Source organism: Lihuaxuella thermophila, from assembly GCF_900110165.1.
GTDB lineage: Bacteria > Bacillota > Bacilli > Thermoactinomycetales > Thermoactinomycetaceae > Lihuaxuella > Lihuaxuella thermophila.
On sequence record NZ_FOCQ01000004.1, the window covers coordinates 226222 to 251164 of the forward strand.

A 24943-nucleotide genomic window follows, 5' to 3' on the forward strand; every position below is an offset into this window, starting at 1 on the left:
ATTAGCGTGGATCCTGCACAAAAAGAAGAGGAGTAAAATGGCCAACAAAATTTTTCATTTCAAATTGATTCCCGCAAAACATTTTATCCTTAGCTCAGAATTGCCGACAGATTATATGAGCGGTTCTTTTTTGGTCTCCTATTTGGTCGGAGTGGCGATCCAAAAAGTGATCGAGCAAGGAGGAAAAATGATTTTGCCGCTCACTGCCGATCCGGAAAGCCGGGAAGCGGCGCATCCGATTTTGCATGCCATTCGGGGCCGTGACCGCAATCAGCCCCGGGAACCGTGGATTGGAACCATCCCCAACTATTTCAAGGCAGAGGTCCCCTCCTCCTTCGATCCTCACATCTGTATATCCGCCTTAAAGAAAACCTGGTTGAAAATCGCCAACTCCATCTGGGAGAAGGTCATACAGGATGTTTCGTGTTTGGGTGAGAATACGAACAAAATATGGAAGAAACAAATCCGCAGTTACTGGCAGGTTTATTGGGGCTTTGGTTCCGAACATGACGCTATGTTAAGGAGGAGTTTATGGAATACATATGTGTTTCAGAGTGAAACCGGCCCCGGTTGTTCGATGTTTGACCATTTGCGGGAGCTGTCCGGACACAGGGATGAAACCCGGCGGGAAAAGTTTTGGAAAGCAATGAATGAGCAGTTGCGCTTGCAGTTGAAACAGCAAGCGTGGCCGGGGCCCTTCCTGCATCGCGGAAGCCAATTGAGCGCCCTGGGATTGGTCAAGAGGTTATTCCCGCTTTTTTCGGAAGAAATCGTCGGCTGGCCCACACCGGACTTAAAAGTAAACGAAAAAATGTCCCCTTCCGCCTTGATGTTGATTGATTGCGACCGTGCCGGCGAAATGATCTCATCCAACCGCAGACTGAGTTATCTCCTCTCTAAATTCCTCAGAAACATGATCCGGGACGTGACCGAATATGGAGGCAAGGTTATCTATGCCGGGGGAGACGAGTGTTTGATTCAATCTCCCGTTCACGCGGGTGTCAGGTTGGCACGGATTTTAAGGAACAAATATACCTGGTTATGTGTCAATGAGTTGGATCTCTACGGAACGATGTCCGCGTCCATTTTATTGATTTATGACGAAAGAAAACTCAACCAGTCCGTCCACTATTTAAAATGGACGTTGAAGTACCTGGTCAAAGAGCGATATGGCGGGGATGGTTTTATCGTAAGCTCTTGGTTGTATAAGCAACCGCAAATCCTGCGTCGATGCAATTGGGATGACCCGTGTGGCTGGGACGAAACCATTCAAATGAACTGAGGATGATTATGATTCGTGTGTTAAGAGTGGAGCTTTGTATAGAGGATTTATTTTTCCATCCGCACTTGTTCTCTTTTCAAGACGATCTGGTCACGAATATACAAACTTATGTGGAGCGCAGTCGTTTACATCTGATGCAAAAGTTGGGGAAACGGATCTGGAAGATCACGGGTCCGTGTTACTCTTATCAAAATGAGTCTGTGTACCCCCTCCCGAGAGTGTTTTACGGTCCCGACTCACACAGGCCCGCTCACGGCGAAGCGTTTGATATGATTCACCCGGGAAAGCCTGTTGCCTGTGATCTCGGGCAAAAACTGCTGCCGGTTGTGTCAGATCGGGATTTTCCCGATCAAGGTTCGATTTTAAAAGGATGGATCACCAGAAGAGGGTTGGAGGCTCTACGAGCGAATCAACAGCCGGATATAAAAGATATCCATCTGGCCAAAAAAATTTTTTCATCTGTGTTTGATCCTCCATCCCGCGGTTTCGGAAATCTAAAAGTAATTTTTTACGTTCACATGAGAGATTTTCCTTCCCAAGAAGTTTTAAAAGAATTAAAACAGGAAAAGAAATATAAAATTCGTATTAGTAATATAGAGAAAAACTATTTTTCCTTTGCGAAAGGAGATGTGTTTCCGGCAAAGGGCATTTTTATTTCATTAATGACCTCGATGATCACCGACCGGGTCAAGGAAGTATTGTTGAACGGCCCGCTTCCTTTATCTTTGCCTTGCATTTCGGCCAGTACGCCTTGGCCCTTACGGCTGTTCGTCAGAAGAAAGCAAAAGAAATTCTACCTCATCCCGGAAGGCAGCACTTGGTTTTATTACAGCGATTCCAGGTTAATGCGCGAACTTCAGCAATTGAAAAGAAACGGAGCGGGTGAATGGACGGTATACGGATATGGAAAATGTTTCGCGGGCCCTTGGGGAGGATGAAAATTGAAACAGGTCATTATCTCTACCGTTGGAGTTTCCATGTTGACAAGAAATATCAAAGAAAAGGAGAAGTTAGGTCGGCTCAGAAGCGGGACAGTGGATCAATATCCGGAATTTACCGCCCTGATGAATGAACTGATGGACGAGCTGGAGCAGGCGGCGCTCCGGTATCGTTCATCCCCCAAACTTTTGGGTGCCGAGCTCAATAGTCTGGACAGGATCGGAGTGAACAAGGGGGATCAGCTATACTTTTTAACCACCCATACGTTGGATGGAATGCTCGTCGGTGAGGCATTGAAAAAAATCGTGACCCGGTTTTGGGAAGTGGATGCCTATTATGAAACGGTTGAAGGGTTACAGGTACAAAATGCCGATGCGTTCTGTTATCTGGGACTGCCTCAATTGGTCAACAAGGTAACGGCGATTTTGGAAAAACATCCGGCAGATCAATATAGGCGAATTTTTAATACGACAGGCGGATTTAAAGCGGTGTCGTTTTATATGACGATTTTGGGAATGTTGGAAGGGGTCACGGTTAAATATTTGTTTGAGAACTCTGATCACATCATCGAAATGCCGGCTGCGCCCGTTTATTTTAATATCGAATCTTTTTACCGGTTGGGACGGGTGATCGAAAAAATGCTGAACGGGGCCATTCATGAATCGGAACTGATTTGGCTCACAGGCCGATCCCGCCAACAGCTGAAGGGGGAGTTCAGCGATATTCTCGTCTGGCAACCGGACGGAACAGTCACTCTGTCTGCGTTGGCGCGAATCATTTATATCCGGTTGGTCTGGAACAACCCCGGCAAATTCATCATCAATTTTCCAAAAAAATAATGGTTCTGAAATGGGAGTCAAGCCAAATGGAGGAACAGTACAAAAAATTTCTCATTGTTTCAACCTTGAGCGTGATCTTATGCCTGATTTTGATCTTTGGAGTCTATATTCTCCCGATCAGTCCGAAGCTTATCATTAAAACGGAGAGCTCGGACCAGATCGCAAACCAGATCGCCTACATGAATTTTCTGCTCACTTTCTTGGCGACGCTGGGTACGGTCACCGGACTGGCGTTTGCTTTATACGGCTACTATCAGACGCAAAAGATTCCGGAGTTAGTGAAAGACCAGGTAAGAAAACAAATCAATGTACAGATGAATCAGGTAACCAATGAAATGAACGAAACGGTCAAAAAAAGTTTAAAGGCGCTGGTGCAGTTGTCAGAGAGGTCAGTGCTAGGCAGGCATAACTATGTCAATCCCCTGTCTCCTTTATATGATATTGAAGAGGCGGAGCAGACATTTCCTGAACTTTGGGGATTGGAATACTTTAAAGCGATTTACAAATGGTATGAATCGTACGACTTCAAAAACAAGAAGGATGAAGCGATCGCGCTCATGAAAAGCCATATTGAAAAGAACCCCGAACATATCAAGGCTTATATTTACTTGATTTTTTGGCATAAGATCAGCGGAAGCCACATCGAAGCCATCATCGTATTGCGGGACCTGTTAAAAGTACAACCCTCTCTTTGCTACGAAGAAGGGCTGTACCAGGATTTGGACTGGAACAGCAGCAGGGAAATTGTGGAGTTCAGGAACAAGGTGTTATTTGATGCCGAGAAAAAGCTTTATGAAGCAGAAGGGAAATTGGACGAGTTTTTTGATTTCGGCAAACCTACTGTTTTAGAGGAAAAATTGCAGAAATACAGAGCGAATATGGAAATGGAGATCTTTAAGCGCAAATATTTTTATGCTCGCTAGGATCAAAAGCAAATGCAATGGGCATTCCCCAAAGGCGGGACATGCCCCTTTTGCTGAAACCAACGTCCTCCGACGCAGCAGCTCAGTCCTGTTCGTTTTCAATCTGCCTTCTTGTTCGTTCGATCCGGTCCCTTTCTTCTGCGATGGCCAGATCGACGGCATTGTGCGTTAAAGATTCCAGGGGAAGGCCTTGAAATTGTTCCACGGTTGGAGAAGGGTCGATTTCAATCCCGCCGACCGTGGTTCCGTGTTTGTCTTGCTCATTTTGATTATCCTTATTTTCCATTTCGAAATGCTGATCGCGTGTCTTCAATGCCGAGTAAACCTCCGATGCTATTTATTTGTCAGGAGTCTTAGGGAAACCGCTCCTATGTTCTGCAAAGCGGATTATGCTCCTTTGTCCGTTTTTCCCGTACGGAGGAGCCACAAATGCTGGAAATACTCCGTGACGGCTAATAAAAAGGCGGTGAGAGTGGCTCCCACCCAGGTAACCCGGGAACCCGGAAAAAAGTAGGAGCTGATGTAGACAATCGCCGTAGCCGCTATAAAATCCATCAGATTGCTGAGCCAAAAAGTTCCTCTCCGGAGAAAAACGATTTCCATTGCGTGAGCGGCGATCGCCAGCACAATGCCGACAATGACCGGATGATAAAAAGAGGGGTAATACACTTCTCTAAACAAAAAAGAGGACAACAGGACGACAACCGGGCAGACGATGAGTTTGATGATGAAACCCGCCAATGTTTTGGCCTCCCTTTAACAAGCACTTTTGTACGTAATGGTCCCCTGAATTTCCCTAATTATGCAAGAAGCAGACCACGAAAAAACCCCTGCCCGTCAATGCAGGCAGGGGTTGAATTTACGAGAACTGATGGCGCAAAAACTCGGGAAGTTGGAAGCAAGCTTGCAAAATGTGCTGATTGACATACCGGGTGTTTTTGTCAAAATCTGTGACGGAGATGTCCTTATATTTTTTCGATCCCAGCGTAAAGCTCCATAAACCGCCCGGATAGGTGGGAACAGTGGCCGTGTAGATTTTCATGTGCGGGAAAAGATCGCGGATGTGACCGGCCGTCTGCTTCAGAATATCCATGTGGAATACGGGGGACTGGCTTTGGCAGACCATTAAACCGTCATCTTTCAACGCCCGGTAAATATCTTCATAAAAGCTTCGCTCAAACAGCTGCTTGGCTGGTCCGATCGGGTCGGAGGAGTCAACGATAACCACATCATAATGGTTTTTGTATTTCTTGACATGTTCGATTCCGTCCTGATAGATAAAGTTGACCCGGGGGTCGGACAAATTTCCCGAGACTTCCTGAAGATGTTTTTTGCACACTTTGACGACCAACTCGTCAATTTCCACCATATCGATACTTTTTACATTTTTATACTTGACTGCTTCGCGGGCTGCACCGCAATCACCGCCGCCGATAATCAAAACTCGTTCGGGATTGGGGTGGATGGAGAGGGGAACATGGGAGATCATTTCATTGTAAATGTGCCCGTCAATCGAGGTGGTTTGGACAACTCCATCCAGGACCAGCATTCTGCCAAAATCATAAGAATCAAGGATCATGACGTGCTGAAAGGCGGATGGTTCGGAAAAGATCACTTCTCTGATCCGATAGCTGATCTTCATGTTTTCCCTCTCGTCTTCCACCAGCCAGATCTCTCCGTTTATGGTTTGCAGGTACTTCTCAGCGTGCATCTGACAATCCTCCTCGTGTATGGGGTATGTAATCAGGGATAAGACCTACGGATACAAGAAGATATTTTATCAAAAGGGAACGTGTATATTGCAAGGCATTTTGCGGATTTATGTTACAATTCTTTTGTCACTGTTGGCGTTAAGAGTATTATACATAATTAAGAGCGAATCATGTTGACAGCGTCGCCCGCAAATTTTTGGATGCGGGCACAACCGGGAGAGTGTATCATGAATCTTTTTGTATACGGAACACTTCGGCGGGGAATGAGCAACGCGGGTTACTTAAGAGATGCGAAACTCATCGCGGCAAAAGCATGGACAGAGGGAAAGCTGTATGATACCCGACGTGGGTATCCCGGTTTGGTTCCGGGGCAAGGGACCGTGTATGGAGAGATTTACCGCATTCACCGTATGCAGATCAAACAGGTGGATGATTTGGAAGATTATTACGGACCCGGCCACCCGCAAAACATGTATGAGCGAAAACTGAAAAGGGTTGCGACCGATCATGGTTTTGTCTGGGCCTATCTCTATTATTATTGCGACCAGGAAAAACTGATGAAGACCGGGATCTGGATTCCCGGCGGAGATTGGTGCAGCTATGCGGGCAAAAAGAAAGGCTGACTTAACAAAACTTGAAGGGTTTTATCATCATTTGTAGAAAAATGGTTCATGCATTCATCAAAACCGAAAATGCGGGGCATATTTGTCATGGGTACTTTTTTCTTATATACTTTTTTTAACAAGCCTTTTCATTTTCGGATTAAAGGGGAGTTTTATGGATACTAAGCACCAACCATTGTCACCCGAAACTGTTAGCGATATTGAGCGGTTGCTTAGGGAAATCAGTGTAATTGTGAAAAGAAAAGGGAGAGAAATCTTAAACAATTTCCCGATCACCCCTCCGCAATTTACCGCTTTGGTCTGGTTGAATGATGAAGGAGACATGACGATCGGAGAGCTGAGTCAAAAGATGTATTTGGCGTGCAGCACAATGACGGACTTGATCGATCGCATGGAGAAAAACGGAGTTGTAGAACGCGTCCGAGATGATCGTGACCGGCGTGTGGTGCGGATTCACCTCCTGGAAAAAGGCGCTCAAATCATCAAAGAAGTGATGGAGGCACGCCGGCAGTATCTGGCTGAAATCTTATCGCACTTATCGGATGATGAAGCTTTGCAGATCAAAGAGCATTTATCCATTTTATATGAAGAGATGAAGAAATCATGAGTCTGATCCCCCTTTTCATCAAAGGGGGTTTGGTTTTGTCATCCGCTGTTCCGAATGAAAATTATCATACATAAATTGCTATATATTGAGATAAAAAAGATGGACCCGTCTGTGTCGGTCCGGAAGAATGGAGAGAAAGTTGCACATGACGTACCCGGCGAGTGAATACGCGATTGGCATTTTGGATTCAGGAGTCGGAGGATTGACGGTTGCCAAAGAAGTGATGCGGCAGCTGCCCAGAGAAACCATTTATTATTTTGGCGATACCAAGCGTTGCCCGTATGGGCCCCGTTCCGAAAAAGAAGTACGCCAATTTACTTTTGAGATCGTGAATTTTCTACTGCAATTTCCGCTGAAAGCCATCTTGATCGCATGCAATACCGCGACTGCCGCCGCGCTGAATGCCGTGAAGGAAAGGGTGGGCATCCCGGTGCTGGGTGTGATCGAACCAGGGGCCAGAGCAGCCATTAAAGCTTCCAGGCAAAATCGCATCGGCGTGATTGGAACACAGGGAACCATCCAGAGCAAAGCTTACGAAAAAGCGCTCCAGCGGATTCACCCGGATATCACCGTGTACAGTTTGGCCTGTCCGGCATTTGTTCCTCTTGTGGAAAGCGGTTATCGCCATACTCGCGTCGCGGAGGAAGTGGTGGCGGAAACGCTAAAACCATTTCAAGCGGTACAGTTGGATACCCTGATCCTCGGTTGTACCCACTATCCGCTTCTCTACGAACCGATCGCCAAAGTGATGGGCAAAGAAGTGGCCATCATCAGTTCTGCGGAAGAGACGGCTGTTGAACTTTCTACTATATTGCAGCACAAAAATCTATTATCCGGCAAAGAGAAGACGGCCCATTGTTTTTTCACAACGGGTGAGGCAGATTCCTTCGCCCGTATTGCCGAAGATTGGCTGGGTCGCCCCGTTCGCGTGGAAACGGTGGAACTCACGCCGGTGGAAAAGTTGACCGGATGAGAAAGTTTTTTCAATTTTAGTGCTAAATCCCCCCGGGGCTCGTATACATGATACTAAATGACCTTGTCCTGGGAGGGAAAAGTATGAACATGATTCGCGCCTCACTTGCCCTGATCATGATTCCCTTGACTTTAACGGGGTGCCTGTTTGGTCCTGAACAGAAAACTTCCACCCCAATTGATCCGCCTCCGGCCAATGCCCTGAAACAAAATGCCCATCCTGTCCAAGCCGGACAAAAAACAGAGATGAAAACGGCAAAAGATAAGAAAAAGTTGAGCGGGGTGGAGTTATATTTCCTGATGGATACCGGTTATGTCGTTCCCTATGCCCTCCAGATTCCGAGTGTGCAGGGGATTGCCAAAGAAGCGATGAAATTCATGGTCAAGGGCGGCCCGGGTGAAGCGATGCTTCCCAAAGGATTTTCACCCATCCTGCCAAAGGGTACACAGATTAAAGGTTTGAGCATTCAGGACGGAACGGCAACGATCGACTTCTCCAAAGAGTTCCTGAACTATGAACCTGAGCTGGAAGAAAAAATATTGAGCGCCATCACCTGGACCCTGACCGGTTTCCACAATGTAAAAGAAGTAAATATTTGGGTGGACGGGCGTCCGCTGGCAGTGATGCCGAAAGGGAAAACACCCGCCCAAGGTTTGACCAGAAAAAGGGGAATCAATGTAGAGATCTCGGAAGGGGTCAATGTAAGCCAAAGTATGCCGGTAACCTTGTATTTCCTGGGGCAGACCGCGGATAATTCCATCTATTACGTCCCCGTGACCAGAATGGTGAACCGCAGCAACAACGTGGGAGAAGTATCCCTGAAAGAGCTGATCAAAGGGCCGATGTATCATTCCAACCTGAGCGGAGCATTGGATACTTCAACCGAAGTAAACCGTGTCCAGGTAAAAGGTGATACGGTGCTGGTAGACTTTGGGGAGCAACTGCTTCAGTACAATGATCAACAATCCGCTTCCAAAGATGCCATGAATACCATTGTCTTATCGCTCACGGAAAATACTTCGGCCAAAAAAGTAAAAATCACGGTCAATGGAAAGCAAAGCTTTCGTGCTTCAGGGCAAAAAGGAGAGCATTTTGCACAACCGGTGACCCGTCCGGAAATGATCAATTCCAACGGGCTTTAACGGGATCATTCTATTGACAATGGGATGATTGCAAAGTCATCCTTTTTTCTTTTCTTATTCGGAATTTTGACTTGGGGTATGATATACTTAAATGACTTGGACAGGAGGGAAACATCATTGAGAATTGACGGTCGCACAAACGATCAAATGAGAAAAGTTGACATAGTACGCAATTATATCAAAACGGCTGAAGGATCGGTTTACATAACTGTTGGCGATACGCGCGTGATTTGCACGGCGACTGTGGAAGACCGGGTTCCTCCTTTTCTGCGGAATACGGGAAAAGGATGGATTACCGCTGAATATTCCATGCTGCCCCGGGCAACGCTTACCCGGACACCGCGGGAAGCCAGCAAAGGAAAATTAAGCGGGAGAACGATGGAGATTCAACGTCTGATCGGCCGGGCTCTCCGCTCTGTCGTCGATTTGAAGGAATTGGGGGAGCGAACCTTATGGCTGGATTGCGATGTGATTCAGGCAGACGGGGGAACGAGAACTGCTTCGATTACAGGGGCATTTGTGGCCATGGTCGACGCTTTGGTACCCATGGTCAAAAACGGAACTCTCCCGACTCTTCCGGTCAAAGATTTCCTCGCTGCCACGAGCGTGGGGATCGTGGGGGAAAATGCGTGTCTGGATTTATGTTATGAGGAAGACTCGACGGCGATCGTCGATATGAATATCGTGATGACCGGTTCCGGCAAGTATGTGGAGATTCAGGGAACCGGAGAAGAATCTCCATTCACGACAGATCAATTCAATGAGCTGTTATTCCTTGCAAAAAAGGGGACAGAAGAGCTGATTCGCATGCAAAAAGAAGTTTTGGGAGAGGATGCGAAACTGGTAGGTGGCATTCGGGAAACATCGCCACTCAAGGGACAGGAATCCTTATCCGAATAAAACTTTTGTGTTTAACGAGAGCGAACGGGTCGGGCTTCCAACCTGCTCGGTCTTTTCAATTTAAACGAACAGGTTTTACGAACTTTTTTGTGCCCATGAACCCGATCATGGGCATCCCTATGTTTTTTGGTAAGGGGAGAAGCAAACATGAACGTGTGGCCTTTTCCATACATCCTCATCGCCACGAGAAATCAGAATAAATTAAAACAATTTGCGGACTTGTTTAAACGTGATCTCCATTTGGACGTTAAAGGATTGAATGATTTTGAACATTTGCCTGAGATCGTCGAAGACCAGGATACGTTTGAAGGAAATGCCCGCAAAAAAGCCGAAACCATTTGCAAAGTTCTTCAAGCACCTGTCATATCCGACGATTCGGGTTTGGTTGTTCCGGCGCTGGGAGGGGAACCGGGCGTTTATTCTGCCCGATATGCCGGGCCGGAAGCGGATGACGACCGCAATAACCGGAAATTGATTGCAAAAATCCGTTCCGTTCCCAAAGAGAAACGCGAAGGAATCTATGTTTGTGTCATGGCGCTCGCGATTCCGGGAGAGGAAACACAGGTGGTCCGGGGAGAATGCAGAGGGATCGTGATCGAAGAACCGCGGGGAACGGAAGGGTTTGGTTATGATCCCATCTTTTATTTGCCGGCCGAACAGAAAACGATGGCCGAGCTGCCAAATGAGCGAAAATATCGGATCAGTCACCGGGCAGAAGCAACGGAAAAGCTGATTGCTCTTTTAAAACGGAAATATCTGTTCACCCCACGGCCGTAAAAGAGGTGGTTTTCAGATGAAAGTGCTGATTGTCAGCGATTCCCATGGGAAGGGGAAACTGCTGGCTCAAATCGTACAGCGGGTTTCTGCCGACCACGTGATCCACTGTGGCGACTTTTGCACCGATCGGAAAGAGTTGCCGAGCGGATCCTTAACGGTAGTCAGGGGAAACTGTGATTGGGAACGCGTTCCTGAAGAACAGACATGGGAAAGTCACGGATTGCGCTTTTTTGTCGCTCACGGGCACCAATACAGGGTGAAAACGACCCCGCTCCCGATTCGTTATCGCGCTGAAGAAGCGGGAGCCCGAGTCGCCTGTTTTGGACATTCCCATTTCCCTTTCTGCGAACAATCGGGAGGCGTGTTGTTGATCAATCCGGGAAGCATCGCTTATCCCCGCGGATTCTCCGTTCCCACTTATGCGTGCCTGGAGCTGCTTGGCAAAAATGTTCGGGTAACCTATTATAAAACGGATGGACAAAAGATTCACAAACCGGGCGGGACATTCCCTCTATAGGGTATGTCCGCTCCGCGAAAAAGTTAAAATTGGGTATTGATATTTTTCATCAAGTGATATATAATGTCTCTGTCGCTGTTGATACTGCGTCCCAGTAGCTCAGCTGGATAGAGCAGCGGCCTTCTAAGCCGTCGGTCGGGAGTTCGAATCTCTCCTGGGACGCCAACATGAAAGGCTTCCTGTATTAAACATACAGGAAGCCTTTTTTGCATGAAATCAGCGTACCGGTGCCGGATGGTAAAGGAACTTTTTTCAGCGATCGGGAATATATAAACAAGTGGTAACCCGGTGTGGAAAAAACTTTACATTGTTTGATGACGTATATTACAATATATGAAGTTTAGTTAGATGCGGGATTCTGGATCGGTAGACATTTGGCCTTGTACATAAGCGGTAGCAGATCATGGGCAAGCTGGCGGAATGCACAAATGAAAGAAAGCTGACTCCGGTTGGTTTTTTTTGGCTTTTTTGGTGTATTTCATACGCGATGTTGTTGATTGCAAAGTAGTGACCCTGTGATATAATAAAATGGTTGCAAAAGCACGGCATCTAACGGACTGATTATACCATATGATTTGTCTTTGCAGGAGGTAACAGATAGATGAAGGCAAGCTGGGAAAAAACAGAGAAAAACCGTGGAGTTTTAACTGTTGAAACCGATGAACAAACGGTTGCTAAAGCACTGGATCAAGCGTTCAAAAAAGTAGTGAAGAAAGTAAATGTCCCTGGTTTCCGCAAAGGTAAAGTGCCGCGCGCGATCTTTGAACGCTATTACGGAGTGGAATCTCTTTATCAGGATGCTCTGGACATCTTGCTGCCCGAAGCTTATGAAGCCGCTGTGAAAGAAACGGGAATTGAACCGGTGGACCGTCCGGAAATTGATATCGAACAATTGGAAAAAGGCAAATCCTTGATCTTTAAAGCCACTGTTACGGTTAAACCGGAAGTGACCCTGGGAGAATACAAAGGTCTGGAAGTACCGGAAAAGGATTTCTCCGTCAGTGCGGAAGACGTAGACGCTGAACTCAAGAAAATGCAAAAACAACAAGGACAATTGGAATCTGTGGAAGATGGTGCCGTGCAACAAGGGGATCGCGTGATCATTGACTTTGAAGGCTTTACGGACGGTAAACCGTTTGAAGGCGGCAAAGCGGAGAAATACACTTTGGAAGTTGGCTCCGGAACCTTCATTCCCGGCTTCGAAGACCAGTTGATCGGCATGACTCCGGGGCAGGAAAAAGATGTGGAAGTCACCTTCCCGGAAGAGTACCATGCGGAAGAACTGGCGGGAAAACCGGCTGTTTTCAAAGTGAAACTGCATGAAATCAAGCGTCTCAATCTGCCCGAGCTGGACGATGAATTTGCCCAGGATGTGAGCGAATTTGATACGCTTGATGAGCTGAAGGCGGATATTGAGAAAAAATTGCAAGAAAAAGCGAATAAAGAAAAAGAGAGCTACGTACGCAACCAGTTGGTGGAAATGGCTGCCGACAATGCGGAAGTCGACATCCCTGAAGTGATGGTCGACCACGAAGTGGAACATATGCTGCGCCAGTTTGAGCAACAATTGGCTTACCAAGGCCTCAATCTTGATCTCTATGCCCAGTTCACCGGTCAGGACGTAGACGCGCTGAAAGACCAATTCAAAGCAGATGCTGAGAAGAAAGTCCGTGCAAACCTCGTTTTGGAAGCCATCGCCAAAGCGGAAAATGTAGAGGTAACGGAAGAAGAGATCGAACAGGAGATCAAACAGATGGCCGAACAAATGAACCGTGAACCCGGAGAAGTTCGCCGTCTGTTGGAAGCCCAGGGTGCACTTGAATCTGTGAAAGAACAACTGCTCGTTAAGAAAACGATTGATCTACTTGTATTGAGCAGCAAAAATGCGGCATAATGGAAATAGGGAGAGTATAAAAACGGGGCACGTTTTCAGACGTGCCTTGTTTTTAAAATTTGCCAACTCCGAAACGAGGTGTTACACATGCCTTTAGTGCCAATGGTTGTGGAGCAGTCAAACCGTGGAGAACGGGCTTATGACATATACTCCCGACTATTGAAAGATCGGATTATTTTTATCGGCAGTCCGATCGATGACACGATAGCGAATCTAGTCGTGGCTCAACTTCTCTTTCTAGATGCGGAAGATCCAGAGAAAGACATTCACATGTACATAAATTCTCCCGGTGGATCTGTGACAGCGGGGATGGCCATTTATGACACCATGCAATTCGTCAAAGCGGATGTCTCCACGATCTGCGTGGGGTTGGCGGCCAGTATGGGTGCTGTTCTTCTGGCAGCAGGAAAAAAAGGCAAACGCTATGCCCTTCCGAACAGTGAAGTCATGATCCACCAACCGCTTGGCGGGGCCAGGGGCCAAGCCACAGACATAAAAATCCATACCGACTGGATCCTGCGGACGAAAGATCAACTCAACAAGATTTTGGCGGAGCGGACCGGGCAACCGGTTGAAAAGATCGCCCGCGACACAGATCGCGACTTTTTCATGGGTGCTCAGGAAGCCAAGGAATACGGCTTGATCGATGAGGTTATCACCCGCACTGACAATAGAAAGGGGTGATTCAAATGTTCAAATTCAACGAGGAAAAAGGACAACTCAAATGCTCTTTTTGTGGCAAATCCCAAGACCAAGTCCGAAAATTGGTAGCTGGTCCTGGTGTATATATCTGTGATGAGTGCATCGAATTGTGCAACGAGATCGTCGAGGAAGAATTGGGCAATGAAGAGGAGATCGATCTCAAAAACCTGCCGAAACCTCAGGAAATCTGCGCGATTCTTGACCAGTACGTCATCGGTCAGGAACTGGCGAAGAAATCGTTGTCCGTTGCCGTTTACAACCACTATAAACGGATCAACTCGGTGCAAAAGATGGATGACGTGGAGTTGCAAAAAAGCAATATCCTGATGGTGGGGCCGACCGGGAGCGGTAAAACCCTGCTCGCCCAAACGTTGGCCAAAATCCTCAACGTTCCGTTCGCCATTGCGGACGCCACTTCACTGACCGAAGCCGGCTATGTGGGAGAAGACGTTGAGAATATTTTGCTCAAGCTGATCCAGGCGGCCGACTATGATGTGGAAAAAGCGGAACGGGGCATCATCTACATCGACGAGATCGATAAGGTGGCCCGCAAGTCCGAAAATCCGTCCATCACTCGCGACGTTTCCGGTGAAGGGGTTCAGCAAGCGCTGCTCAAAATTTTGGAAGGAACCGTTGCCAGTGTACCTCCGCAAGGAGGGCGCAAACATCCGCATCAGGAATTCATTCAAATCGACACCACCAATATCCTGTTTATATGCGGCGGTGCGTTTGACGGACTGGAACAGATCATCAAACGCCGAATTGGCAAAAAAGTGATCGGTTTTGGCATGGACACGCAAAATGTGACCATGAAACCAGGTGAGTACCTCAAACTGGTCCTGCCGGAAGACCTGCTCAAATTTGGGTTGATTCCCGAGTTTGTCGGACGCCTTCCGGTGATCTCGACACTGGAGCCGCTCGATGAAAAAGCATTGGTACAGATTTTGACTGAACCGAAAAATGCGCTTGTCAAACAGTACAGCAAACTGCTGGAAATGGACAATGTCGAGCTGAAGTTCGAAAAAGATGCGCTCGAAGCGATCGCCGCTGAAGCGATCAAACGGAAGACCGGAGCACGCGGTTTGCGTGCCATTATCGAGTCGATCATGCTGGATGTCATGTTTGAGCTGCCATCCCGTGAAGATGTCATCAAATGCACGGTAACCAAAGACACCGTGTTGCACAAAGTTCCTCCGTTGTTGACAACCCGCGAAGGACGGGTGATCAACAGCAAAAAAGAAGAGAGTGCATAACTCTCTTTGAAGCATCTGCCCTCCGGCGGATGCTTTTTTCATATGCCTGAAATTGTGTTAAAATAAAAGAGTTTAATGGTTGTAATGATCTGAAGCAGTTCTACGTAATGGATCGGTAGAGCTGCTTTTTCGATTACAGCAAGAGGTGAGCACATGGGGAAGTTAAACGTATCATTGGTTGATCGCACAGAGTATCTAAATTTTGTGCAAACAGAGCCTTATAGAAACTTTCTGCAATACCCGTCGTGGGCGGATTTAAAAGCACAGTGGAGGTGGCAACACGAACTGTTGGGATGGTTTACCGACGACGGGGAGATGGTCGGAGGCGCGGTGATCTTGTACCGTAAAGTTCCCGGCCTGAATAAGTTTTTGGCATACATACCCCGCGGTCCGCTGATTAACTGGTTTTCCGGTTTGGAGTTAAAACAATGGTTTTATCCTTTATTTCATCATTTAAAACAACGCCATGTGTTTAGCGTGAAAATGGATCCGCCGCTGGTGAGACGCCTCTGGAGTGCCCGCACGATCAGAGAGAGCATCCGGGATTTCCAAACCCACGGGTTAAAAAACAAGCGTTTAACCGATATCCGTCCAGACGAGGTATTTAACGACGTGGAGTATGTCCGGCAAGAACTTACAGAGATGGGGTGGAAAGAAAATACGGGTCAGGACAGTTTTGATACGGTCCAGCCGCAATATATCTTTCGTTTGAACATGCAAGGAAAGTCTTTGGAGCAAATTTTTTCTGAATTTGACCCCTTGTGGCAACAAAGGATCCACCGTGCCGAGAGCGAAGGTATTATTGTTCAAACGGGAACCGAACAAGATTTGCCGGAGTTCCATCGGTTAATGGCCGAAGCGGCACGCCGGGAGCAAACGAATGTGCGGGACATCACCTATTTTGAGACGATGTTTGAAACTCTGCTGGAGGAACATCCTGAGCGCTTGCGTCTGTATCTGGCCAAAAAAGAGGAGACGCTGTTAAGCGCGGCGTTGGCCGTACGGGTTGACGGACGTACCTGCGACCTTTACAGCGCCAAGGACGGAAGTCACGCAGACGACCCGTCTCCGTATCTGCTCAGGTGGAGAATGATTCAAGATGCTTACGAACAAGGCGACCATATTTACGATTTTCGCGGCGTCAGCACAACGTTGAACGAGCAGAATCCTCTATATGAATTGCTGCAATTTAAAATGGGATTTAATGGTGAAGCCTGTGAACTGATGGGTGAATGGGATTATCCGGTGATCCCGATGTTGCACTGGGCGTTTGATATGTACATGAAACGAAGATAATGGAAGCATAGGTGTGAAGAAGATCAGACATGAGTATCCCTTTCCGCTTGCGGTCATAATACAGATGACAAGAAAATGGTTTGCGCGTAAAGCTAGGAAAGGAATGGAGCCAAGATGAACTGGACAGTTTTGCTCATGTTTTTACAGGTGTTCTTCTCCATCGTGATTGGCCTTTATTTTTGGAATTTGCTTCGCAGTCAGCAAACCAACCGCACCGCTCTGGACAGGGAGTCCCGCAAAGAATTGGAGAAACTCAACAGAATGAGGCGCATTTCTTTGACCGAACCCCTTGCGGAAAAGACGCGTCCGTCGAAAATTGAAGACATTGTGGGACAAGAGGAGGGAATCCGGGCTTTAAAAGCGGCTCTATGCGGACCCAACCCCCAACATGTCATTATCTACGGGCCTCCGGGTGTGGGGAAAACAGCCGCGGCACGGGTGATTTTGGAAGAAGCGAAAAAAAGCAAGACTTCGCCTTTTAACCATCAATCCCGGTTCATCGAAATCGATGCGACGACTGCGCGGTTTGATGAACGGGGGATCGCGGACCCGTTGATCGGTTCTGTTCATGATCCCATTTACCAGGGGGCGGGGGCGATGGGGATGGCCGGGATTCCGCAACCCAAACCGGGTGCGGTGACCAAGGCTCATGGCGGAATTTTATTTATTGATGAAATCGGGGAATTGCATCCGGTTCAGATGAATAAACTGCTGAAAGTATTGGAGGACCGTAAAGTCTTTTTGGAGAGCGCTTATTACAGTTCCGAAGATACCAATACTCCCAGCCATATTCACGATATTTTCCAAAACGGGCTGCCTGCCGATTTCCGTCTGATCGGGGCGACGACCCGGACACCGGAAGAGATTCCCCCGGCGATCCGTTCCCGGTGTATGGAAATTTTTTTCCGGCCGCTGCTTGCCCATGAAATTGAGAAAATCTCCGTTCAAGCACTGGAGCGGATCCGTTTTGGCTACGATCCTGAAGCGATTGCCGTGATTCAAAAATTTGCCACCAACGGAAGAGATGCGGTCAACATCGTGCAAACAGCGGTGGGTTTGGCCATGACAGAGGGAAGGGATGCCATTGAAGCGGCCGATGTGGAATGGGTGATCCACAGCAGCCAGTTAAGTCCCCGGCCCGAGAAAAAGATGCCGGTCTCCCCTCAGGTGGGATTGGTGACCGGACTGGCCGTGTATGGTCCGAACCTGGGCATGATTTTGGAAATTGAAGTTTCTGCCACATATGCGGGGCCCGGGAAGGGAACCATTCAGATTACGGGGCTGGTGGATGAAGAAGAGATGGGGGGCAGACAGCGGACGCTCAGGCGTAAGAGCATGGCCCGGGGCTCCGTGGAAAACGTCATCACTGTGCTCCGAAGGACAGACGTGCAGCCGGATGATTATCATCTGCACATCAACTTTCCCGGCGGCATCCCTCTGGACGGGCCCTCAGCCGGAATTGCCATGGCATCGGCGATCTATTCGGCGATCAAGGGAGTACCAATCGATCACCTTCTGGCCATGACCGGCGAGTTGAGTATTCATGGGTATGTCAAACCCGTTGGAGGTGTGATCGCCAAAGTAGAAGCAGCTAAGCATGCAGGCGCCAAACGGGTGATCATTCCCGCGGAGAACATGCAAGCCATTTTTAATAAAATGGAAGGGATCGAAGTGATTCCGGTGGATCACATCGAAACAGTTCTTCAACTGGCCTTCGAGCAAACGGAAGAACAAGAAGAAAATGTTGCTTCTGCACCGGCCGTGTGGTCACCCACTTCTGCTCCGGTTTAAACAAGCCGATTTGCATCTGGTCGGTACCCCACCGGATGAAGGGGCTGCCGACTTTTCCTATGTCATAGACAAATGGAAACGAATAGGATAAAATCGTACAAAGCTAATAACTTGTTCCTTCGAGACAGCAACGGAGGTGCATATATGGCTGTAAAAGAAGAGGAACGCATTTTGCCTTTATTGCCGCTGCGGGGGGAGCTTGTTTTTCCCGGAATGGTGCTGCATTTGAATGTAGGACGGGAAAAATCGGTTCAGGCATTGGAAAAGGCAATGATCAAGGATAATTTGATCCTGCTCGCTACCCAGCGGGAAATTCAGATCGAAGAACCGACGGAAGATGAAATATATTCTGTGGGAACCATTGCCTCGGTTCGCCAGCTTTTAAAGCTTCCAAATGGTACTCTTCGCGTGCTCGTTGAAGGAATCAAACGGGCAAGGATTCTTCGGTACCTCAATACCGATGAATACTATGAAGTGGAAATTCAGGAATTAGCGGAAAAAGATTATGCGGACATTAATACAGAAGCACTTATGCGGGCTGTACTCGATCATTTTGAGCAATATTTGCGTTTATCGAAAAAGTTGTCAGCTGAAACTTATTCAGCTGTTGCAGATATCGAGGATCCGGGGCGACTGGCTGATGTCATCACTTCCCACTTGCCGCTTAAAATAGCCGACAAGCAATCGATCCTGGAAACCACCGATGTGAAGGAAAGGCTTGAAAAACTGCTTGCCATCTTAAACAATGAAAAAGAAGTGCTGGAACTGGAGAAAAAAATCAGCTCACGGGTCAAAAAACAGATGGAAAAAACCCAGAAAGAGTATTACTTGCGTGAGCAGATGAAAGCCATTCAGAAGGAGCTGGGCGAAAAAGAGGGACGAACCGGGGAAGTTGAAGAATTGCGCGAGCAACTGGAGAACCTGGAAGCCCCTCAGTCTGTGAAGGAGAAAATCGAGAAAGAGATTGAACGTTTGGAGAAAATCCCGACCAGTTCCGCAGAGGGCGGAGTGGTACGAACCTATATTGAATGGTTGCTGGAACTGCCCTGGCAAAAAGAGACGGAAGATGACCTGAGTCTCAAAAAAGCGGAAAAAGTTCTGGATGAAGACCATTACGGGTTGGAAAAAGTGAAAGAGCGGGTTCTGGAGTACCTGGCCGTCCAGCAGATGGTGAAAAAGCTGAAAGGGCCGATTTTGTGCCTTGTCGGACCGCCGGGTGTAGGTAAAACCTCACTGGCCCGTTCCATCGCCCGTGCCCTCAATCGGAAATTTGTGCGCATCTCATTGGGGGGCGTCCGCGATGAAGCGGAAATTCGCGGGCATCGCCGCACCTATGTCGGAGCATTGCCCGGACGAATTATTCAGGGAATGAAGACGGCCGGAACTTCCAATCCTGTGTTCTTATTGGACGAAATTGACAAAATGTCGATGGATTTCCGGGGAGACCCCGCTTCCGCCTTATTGGAGGTGCTGGACCCCAACCAAAACTCGACCTTTAGTGACCACTATATTGAGATTCCGTTTGATTTGTCCAAGGTCATGTTTATTACCACTGCCAACGCCGTTCATAACATTCCGCGGCCGCTTCTTGACCGGATGGAGGTTATTTACATCTCCGGCTATACCGAGTTGGAAAAGGAAAAAATCGCCAAATCGTATTTGATACCCAAGCAGTTGAAAGAACATGGCCTCACGAAAGAAAATATGCAAATTCAGACGGAAGCGCTGATTAAGCTGATCCGAAATTATACCCGTGAAGCAGGAGTCCGCAACCTTGAGCGAACCATTGGAACCTTGTGCCGGAAAGCGGCCAAGCAGCTCGTGTCCGGGAAGAAAAAGCGCGTCGTGATCACAGCCCGAAATCTGCCGCAATACTTGGGAGCGGAAAAATACCGTTACGGACGTGCGGAAGAGAGCGATCAGGTTGGGGTAGCTACCGGCCTTGCCTGGACAGAGGCCGGCGGGGATACGCTATCGATCGAAGTCTCCCTGTTCCCGGGTAAAGGGAAATTGACGTTAACCGGACAACTCGGCGAAGTGATGAAAGAATCGGCTCAGGCAGCGTTCAGTTTCATCCGTTCGCGTGCGAAGGAGCTCAATATCGATCCGGAATTTCATGAGAAACATGATATTCATATCCATGTTCCCGAGGGAGCGATCCCCAAAGACGGACCTTCCGCAGGCATTACCATGGCCACGGCGGTGGTATCTGCGCTTACCGGGATTCCCGTATCGCGCGAGGTAGCCATGACCGGGGAGATTACCCTCCGGGGCCGTGTTCTTCCCATTGGCGGATTGAAAGAAAAATCGCTTGCAGCTCATCGGGCCGGGATCAAGCAGGTGTTGTTGCCAAAAGACAACGAAAAAGATCTTGAAGAGATTCCGAAGAGTGTTCGCAAAGACCTTACGTTCACTTCCGTCAGTCACATGGATGAAGTGTTGAAGCTGGCGCTTGTGAGGGATCCTTATGATCGTCAAGAAGGCTGAATTTGTCATCAGCGCGGTGAAACCCGCACAATACCCGGATGACGCCCTGCCGGAATTTGCTCTGGCCGGGCGTTCTAATGTGGGTAAATCGTCCTTGATCAACTGTTTGGTCCGGCGGAAAAATCTGGCGCGTACCAGCTCTAAACCGGGAAAAACGCAAACGATTAACTTTTACCGTGTGAATGATCTTCTTTATTTTGCGGACGTTCCGGGATACGGATTTGCCCGCGTGCCTAAGAGTGTACGGGCGGCCTGGGGCAAAATGATGGAAACCTACCTGACGGGACGGGAAACATTAAAAGCGGTGATCCAGGTGGTGGATGTAAGGCATCCGCCGACTTCCGATGACCAGAACATGTATCATTTTTTGAAACACTATAAAATTCCGGTCATCGTTGTGGCCACAAAAGCAGATAAAATATCGAAAGGGAAATGGCAAAAGCATGTAAAGGTGACCAGAGAAGGATTGCAGATGGTAAAAGGAGATCCGCTGGTTCTGTTCTCGGCCGAGACTTCATATGGCAAAGATGACTTGTGGGGTGAAATTGAAAGCCGCATCGGTGTGCCTGAACTGCATGAGGAGGGTGGGGAACCATTCATCCCATAGATGAATAGGCTAAAGCACAGGAAAGGATGGGAGAGGATGAGAAAAAAACTGCGTGTGGCTGTGCTGTTTGGAGGGAAATCCGGGGAGCATGAAGTATCCTTGCTGTCCGCAGCATCCGTCATTGGGTCATTGGATCCGGAGAAATATGAAGTGATTCCAATGGGGATTACCAGAGAAGGAATATGGAAATTAGGTCAAGAATCTCTCCCAATGATTCAAGCCAATCTGGATGCCGGCAGGCTGGAGCAGCTTCAAAGCCAATTGCCGGTGGCGGCGGGCAACAGCCGGAGTGAGGGGAATCTGCCCTCGCTGGAGCCGGGACAGGTCGATGTTGTCTTCCCTGTATTGCATGGAACTTACGGGGAAGACGGGACGATTCAAGGACTGCTTGAAATTGCCGATCTGCCATATGTCGGCGCCGGAGTTCTCGCATCCGCTGTGGGCATGGACAAAGTGATGTGCAAAAAAATACTGGAGCAGGCCGGGCTTCCGCAAGGAGGATATACCTACTTCCTGCGCAAGCAAGTGGAGCGAAATCAGGAACAAGTACTGGATGAAATCGAACAGCGCTTTGGATACCCCTGTTTCGTGAAGCCTGCCAATCTCGGTTCCAGTGTGGGCATCTCCAAGGCATCGAATCGTGAAGAGTTAATCAACGCCTTACAGCTGGCCGGGAAGTATGACCGCAAGATCGTAATTGAAGAATTTATCCCGGCTCACGAAGTGGAAGTAGCGGTTTTGGGCAACGACGAGCCACAAGCATCCGTTCCGGGAGAGATCGTTTCTTCGAACGAATTTTATGATTACAAAGCAAAATATATCGACGGTAAATCAGTGATGCGCATTCCTGCCGACCTCCCTCCGGAAACTGCGGAACAAGTCCGTTCCATGGCCATCAAAGCTTATAAAGCGATCGATTGCAGCGGGCTGGCCCGGGTTGATTTCTTCATCCGGAAAGATAACGGCCAAGTCCTGATCAATGAGATCAACACCATGCCCGGGTTTACGCCGTTCAGCATGTACGCCAAATTGTGGGAGCATTCCGGGCTCAGCTACTCCGAACTGGTCTCAAAGCTGATTGACCTGGCACTGGAGCGATATGAAGAAAAATCGCAGCTGATTACCACGTTTGAAGTGGAGTAAATCAAGATAACCGAGTCTCTGACAGGCTCGGTTTTTTATGCGGCTTTTTTTCAAATAAAAAAATAAAAAAGTTTCATTAATAGGAAGCCGGGTATAGGTAGAATGACCGATTCATACATATTCCCTCGAAAGGAGGAACTTGCCGTGAGCCATCTGCCTCTTTGGGCGAAACAATATTTGCAATTTCTGAAACTCCCGATCCAACCGCCTTCTTTTGAATATTTAACGCAAATTTGCACCGCACACCTGAACAAAGTTCCTTTTGAAAACATCAGCAAGCTGCTTACTTACAGGCGTTTCAAGGAAACACACAAATATATCCCCACACCGGAAGAGTTTGTAGACCAACTGATCCATCAGGATTTGGGCGGTACTTGTTATGCGATCAATTCCAACCTTTATCAGCTTTTGCAAGTCCTCGGCTTTGAATGCCGCTATATGGAATTGGGACAGGTCCACTTGGCTCTCCTGGTCCGGCTTCCTGAATTTCCCGATGAATGGGTATATGTCGATTGTGGTTCAGCCGCCCCTTTTTTTCAACCGGTCCGTTTTCAAACCAATCCCGAAAATGTTTCCGCATTTGGCGGAGAAGAATGTTATCTACAAGCGGAAGAAGAGCCGGGAGTGTACGCTTATCGCAGATATACGGACGGAAAATTAAGCAAAACCGTTTGGACATTTGATACCAGGAAACACTATCACTTCGGCGACATTCTGCCTGCAATCGAACGATCTTTTCAACCGGGAAAAACTTTTATGACCCAATTGCGATGCCAACTCTGGCAACTGGATCAAAAAAGAAGCGTCTCTTTGCTCAATCATACGTTTAGGATCCGAACGCAAGAGGGTAAGGTGGAAACAACCCATTTAACCAGTGTGCGAGAGATCCGGAGAGTCATCAACGAGGAGTTTGGCCTTCCCAACCTGCCGGTAGAAGAGGCGATTGCGGTTTTGGATGATTTGGGGGTGGATATTTTTCAAAGCCGCGAAAGCTGAATGGTGGTTGACCAAGATTTCCCGGGTCTGATAAAATTCTCGCTAACTTCGTATGCAAGAGGTAGAAGATGAAAGAAAACTGGAAAAAGATATTGTTTCTCGCCATCCCGTCGATTGCTTCATTTGCTTCGATGACTGTAACGTCAACGATCCATCTGATGATCATAGGGCAATTGGGTGCGTTGGCGATCGCGGTCGTCGGCGTATCCAATATCATCATGTACAATGCCTGGGCATTATTTTCCGGAATCGGTCATACCGTCAATTATCTGGTCGCGCAAAACTTTGGCGCCAATCAACTGAATAAAGGGATCGAGCGCACTTATCTGGCCCTTTATTTGTGTATCGCCGCCAGTGTTTTGGTTATTCTTTGCGGAACGTTTCTGAGTGACGGCATCCTCCTGTTGATGAGCGGTTCGGAAGAACTGGTTCGGACCGGCGGGGATTACTTGCGTGTCCGCTTTTTTGCCATGGTCTTTGCCGTTTTTTCCTTTGTCTTTCACGGATTTTTCCGGGGAATCGGTGATACGAAGACCCCGATGAGATTATCGGTGATCAGCAATCTCTGCATGATCATTTGTACCTACACCTTCACTCGGCAATGGGGTCTCGCCGGAGCCGGCTGGGCCTTTCTGATCGGGGAAGCGGTCGGTGCACTGGGATGTCTTTACGTCTATTTTGTCAGCCTCCATGCCCGTTTCGGGACGCGGACAAAAGTACCTTTTAATCGTTCCGAATCAAAACTGATTTTATCGGAAAGTTTCAAGTTAGGGATCCAAGAATTTTCCATGAGCGTTTCGATGTTTATTTTTACGATGTTTGTCGCCCGCCTGGGTACCCATGCGCTGGCTGCCAATGAAATCGCCCTTAATGTCATGGCGTTCGGTTTTATGCCGGCATTTGCTTTCGGTACAACGGCAACCATCCTGGTCGGGCAAGAGATCGGGAAAGGAAACCCGCTACTGGCCCGAAGAGCGGGTACGGATACAGCGATCATGGGAAGTTTGTTCATGCTCTTGCTTGGACTGGTCGAATTTCTGCTGGCAGACCCGATCGCCCGCCTTTATACTGACGATCCCCAGGTATACGAATTGACTGCCTCTTTGATTAAGACCTCCGCTTTCCTGCAGGTATTTGACGGCCTGCTCAATTTCTACGCCGGAGGGCTTCGGGGGATCGGAGATACGACATTTCTCCTACGGGTGTCATTTCTGCTCGGTTTCTTCTTTTTCGTCCCGTTGACCTATGTGCTGACATTTGTTCTTCAACTCTCAAGTATGGGGGCCTGGCTGTCGTTATACATCTTTCTCATGGCTTTCGGGATCAGTGTGATGATCCGGTTTTACAGGACGGACTGGTCCCAAGTACGGCTGAAATCGGCCCAACCGGTGCGGGAGCAACTGGCAGAGTAGCTCCCGCCTTTTTAAGGCCACCAAAGCGCTCTCCACGGACTTATCTATTTTCCGGGTGAAATGATCCGAGACTTTTTAGAGTCCCCATTTAAAACACGGCGGTTAGATGTTTGTGCCAAAACGACTAT

Annotated in this window: 24 protein-coding genes and 1 tRNA gene; 22 read left to right on the forward strand and 3 right to left on the reverse strand. The window is 48.1% G+C overall.

Annotated elements, in window-relative coordinates:
- Positions 1-37 precede the first annotated feature (37 nt).
- The 4 genes from BMW55_RS06190 to BMW55_RS06205 are packed head-to-tail and all read left to right on the forward strand — an operon-like array spanning position 38 to position 3983.
- The gene (locus tag BMW55_RS06190) at positions 38-1282 is read left to right on the forward strand and encodes a Cas10/Cmr2 second palm domain-containing protein (protein WP_089966422.1); all 1245 of its coding nucleotides are present in this window, start codon (positions 38-40) and stop codon (positions 1280-1282) included.
- Positions 1283-1290: 8 nt separating this feature from the next.
- Positions 1291-2220 carry a hypothetical protein gene (locus BMW55_RS06195; RefSeq protein ID WP_139179455.1) on the forward strand — a complete coding sequence of 310 codons (930 nt, stop codon included), beginning with the start codon at positions 1291-1293 and terminating at the stop codon, positions 2218-2220.
- Between the two features lie 3 nt (positions 2221-2223).
- The gene (locus BMW55_RS06200) at positions 2224-3060 is read left to right on the forward strand and encodes a putative CRISPR-associated protein (RefSeq protein WP_089966426.1); all 837 of its coding nucleotides are present in this window, start codon (positions 2224-2226) and stop codon (positions 3058-3060) included.
- A gap of 26 nt (positions 3061-3086) precedes the next feature.
- Positions 3087-3983: a tetratricopeptide repeat protein gene (locus BMW55_RS06205; protein WP_089966428.1), complete on the forward strand. Its 897-nt coding sequence runs from the start codon at positions 3087-3089 to the stop codon at positions 3981-3983.
- Positions 3984-4065: 82 nt separating this feature from the next.
- Here BMW55_RS06205 and BMW55_RS06210 read toward each other — a convergent pair whose 3' ends face one another.
- The 3 genes from BMW55_RS06210 to speE form a co-directional block, all read right to left on the reverse strand.
- Positions 4066-4296 carry a hypothetical protein gene (locus BMW55_RS06210; protein WP_089966430.1) on the reverse strand — a complete coding sequence of 77 codons (231 nt, stop codon included), beginning with the start codon at positions 4294-4296 and terminating at the stop codon, positions 4066-4068.
- Positions 4297-4370: 74 nt separating this feature from the next.
- Positions 4371-4724, reverse strand: coding sequence for a DUF2512 family protein (locus BMW55_RS06215; RefSeq protein ID WP_089966431.1), 354 nt, complete (start codon positions 4722-4724; stop codon positions 4371-4373).
- 118 nt (positions 4725-4842) lie between these two features.
- Positions 4843-5694: a polyamine aminopropyltransferase gene (gene speE, locus BMW55_RS06220; RefSeq protein WP_089966433.1), complete on the reverse strand. Its 852-nt coding sequence runs from the start codon at positions 5692-5694 to the stop codon at positions 4843-4845.
- A gap of 228 nt (positions 5695-5922) precedes the next feature.
- Between speE and BMW55_RS06225 the strand changes: the two genes are divergently transcribed.
- The 18 genes from BMW55_RS06225 to BMW55_RS06310 all read left to right on the forward strand — a co-directional run bounded on the left by BMW55_RS06225 (position 5923) and on the right by BMW55_RS06310 (position 24815).
- On the forward strand, positions 5923-6318 hold the full coding sequence (locus BMW55_RS06225) for a gamma-glutamylcyclotransferase family protein (protein ID WP_170839770.1): 396 nt from the start codon (positions 5923-5925) through the stop codon (positions 6316-6318).
- A 154-nt stretch (positions 6319-6472) separates the two neighbouring features.
- Positions 6473-6925 (forward strand): MarR family winged helix-turn-helix transcriptional regulator, encoded by a 453-nt coding sequence (locus BMW55_RS06230; protein WP_089966437.1) that lies wholly within the window; start codon positions 6473-6475, stop codon positions 6923-6925.
- Positions 6926-7070: 145 nt separating this feature from the next.
- Positions 7071-7898: a glutamate racemase gene (racE, locus tag BMW55_RS06235; protein ID WP_089966439.1), complete on the forward strand. Its 828-nt coding sequence runs from the start codon at positions 7071-7073 to the stop codon at positions 7896-7898.
- Positions 7899-7981: 83 nt separating this feature from the next.
- Entirely contained in the window at positions 7982-9040 is a 1059-nt protein-coding gene (locus tag BMW55_RS06240) for a GerMN domain-containing protein (protein ID WP_170839771.1), read from the forward strand.
- A 117-nt stretch (positions 9041-9157) separates the two neighbouring features.
- Positions 9158-9940, forward strand: a complete 783-nt coding sequence (gene rph / locus BMW55_RS06245) for a ribonuclease PH (RefSeq protein WP_089966443.1) — start codon at positions 9158-9160, stop codon at positions 9938-9940.
- Between the two features lie 147 nt (positions 9941-10087).
- Entirely contained in the window at positions 10088-10717 is a 630-nt protein-coding gene (locus tag BMW55_RS06250) for an XTP/dITP diphosphatase (RefSeq protein WP_089966445.1), read from the forward strand.
- A gap of 16 nt (positions 10718-10733) precedes the next feature.
- Positions 10734-11234, forward strand: coding sequence for a metallophosphoesterase family protein (locus BMW55_RS06255; RefSeq protein ID WP_089966447.1), 501 nt, complete (start codon positions 10734-10736; stop codon positions 11232-11234).
- Between the two features lie 88 nt (positions 11235-11322).
- Positions 11323-11399, forward strand: a tRNA-Arg gene (locus tag BMW55_RS06260).
- 436 nt (positions 11400-11835) lie between these two features.
- Positions 11836-13128 (forward strand): trigger factor, encoded by a 1293-nt coding sequence (gene tig / locus BMW55_RS06265; RefSeq protein WP_089966448.1) that lies wholly within the window; start codon positions 11836-11838, stop codon positions 13126-13128.
- A gap of 87 nt (positions 13129-13215) precedes the next feature.
- The gene (gene clpP, locus BMW55_RS06270) at positions 13216-13812 is read left to right on the forward strand and encodes an ATP-dependent Clp endopeptidase proteolytic subunit ClpP (RefSeq protein WP_089966450.1); all 597 of its coding nucleotides are present in this window, start codon (positions 13216-13218) and stop codon (positions 13810-13812) included.
- Positions 13813-13817: 5 nt separating this feature from the next.
- A complete protein-coding gene (gene clpX, locus BMW55_RS06275) occupies positions 13818-15083 on the forward strand; it encodes an ATP-dependent protease ATP-binding subunit ClpX (protein WP_089966452.1) in 1266 nt (421 codons plus the stop codon).
- A gap of 153 nt (positions 15084-15236) precedes the next feature.
- The gene (locus BMW55_RS06280; protein WP_089966454.1) at positions 15237-16379 is read left to right on the forward strand and encodes a lipid II:glycine glycyltransferase FemX; all 1143 of its coding nucleotides are present in this window, start codon (positions 15237-15239) and stop codon (positions 16377-16379) included.
- A 114-nt stretch (positions 16380-16493) separates the two neighbouring features.
- On the forward strand, positions 16494-18170 hold the full coding sequence (gene lonB / locus BMW55_RS06285) for an ATP-dependent protease LonB (protein ID WP_089966455.1): 1677 nt from the start codon (positions 16494-16496) through the stop codon (positions 18168-18170).
- Positions 18171-18314: 144 nt separating this feature from the next.
- On the forward strand, positions 18315-20657 hold the full coding sequence (gene lon, locus BMW55_RS06290) for an endopeptidase La (RefSeq protein WP_089966457.1): 2343 nt from the start codon (positions 18315-18317) through the stop codon (positions 20655-20657).
- A complete protein-coding gene (gene yihA / locus BMW55_RS06295) occupies positions 20638-21264 on the forward strand; it encodes a ribosome biogenesis GTP-binding protein YihA/YsxC (RefSeq protein WP_089966459.1) in 627 nt (208 codons plus the stop codon). Before lon ends, yihA begins: the two co-directional genes overlap by 20 nt.
- Before the next feature lie 36 nt (positions 21265-21300).
- On the forward strand, positions 21301-22407 hold the full coding sequence (locus tag BMW55_RS06300) for a D-alanine--D-alanine ligase (RefSeq protein WP_089966462.1): 1107 nt from the start codon (positions 21301-21303) through the stop codon (positions 22405-22407).
- A gap of 144 nt (positions 22408-22551) precedes the next feature.
- Complete coding sequence (locus BMW55_RS06305) at positions 22552-23403, forward strand: arylamine N-acetyltransferase (RefSeq protein ID WP_170839772.1); 852 nt, start codon at positions 22552-22554, stop codon at positions 23401-23403.
- A 68-nt stretch (positions 23404-23471) separates the two neighbouring features.
- Positions 23472-24815 carry an MATE family efflux transporter gene (locus tag BMW55_RS06310; protein ID WP_089966466.1) on the forward strand — a complete coding sequence of 448 codons (1344 nt, stop codon included), beginning with the start codon at positions 23472-23474 and terminating at the stop codon, positions 24813-24815.
- Positions 24816-24943 lie beyond the last annotated feature (128 nt).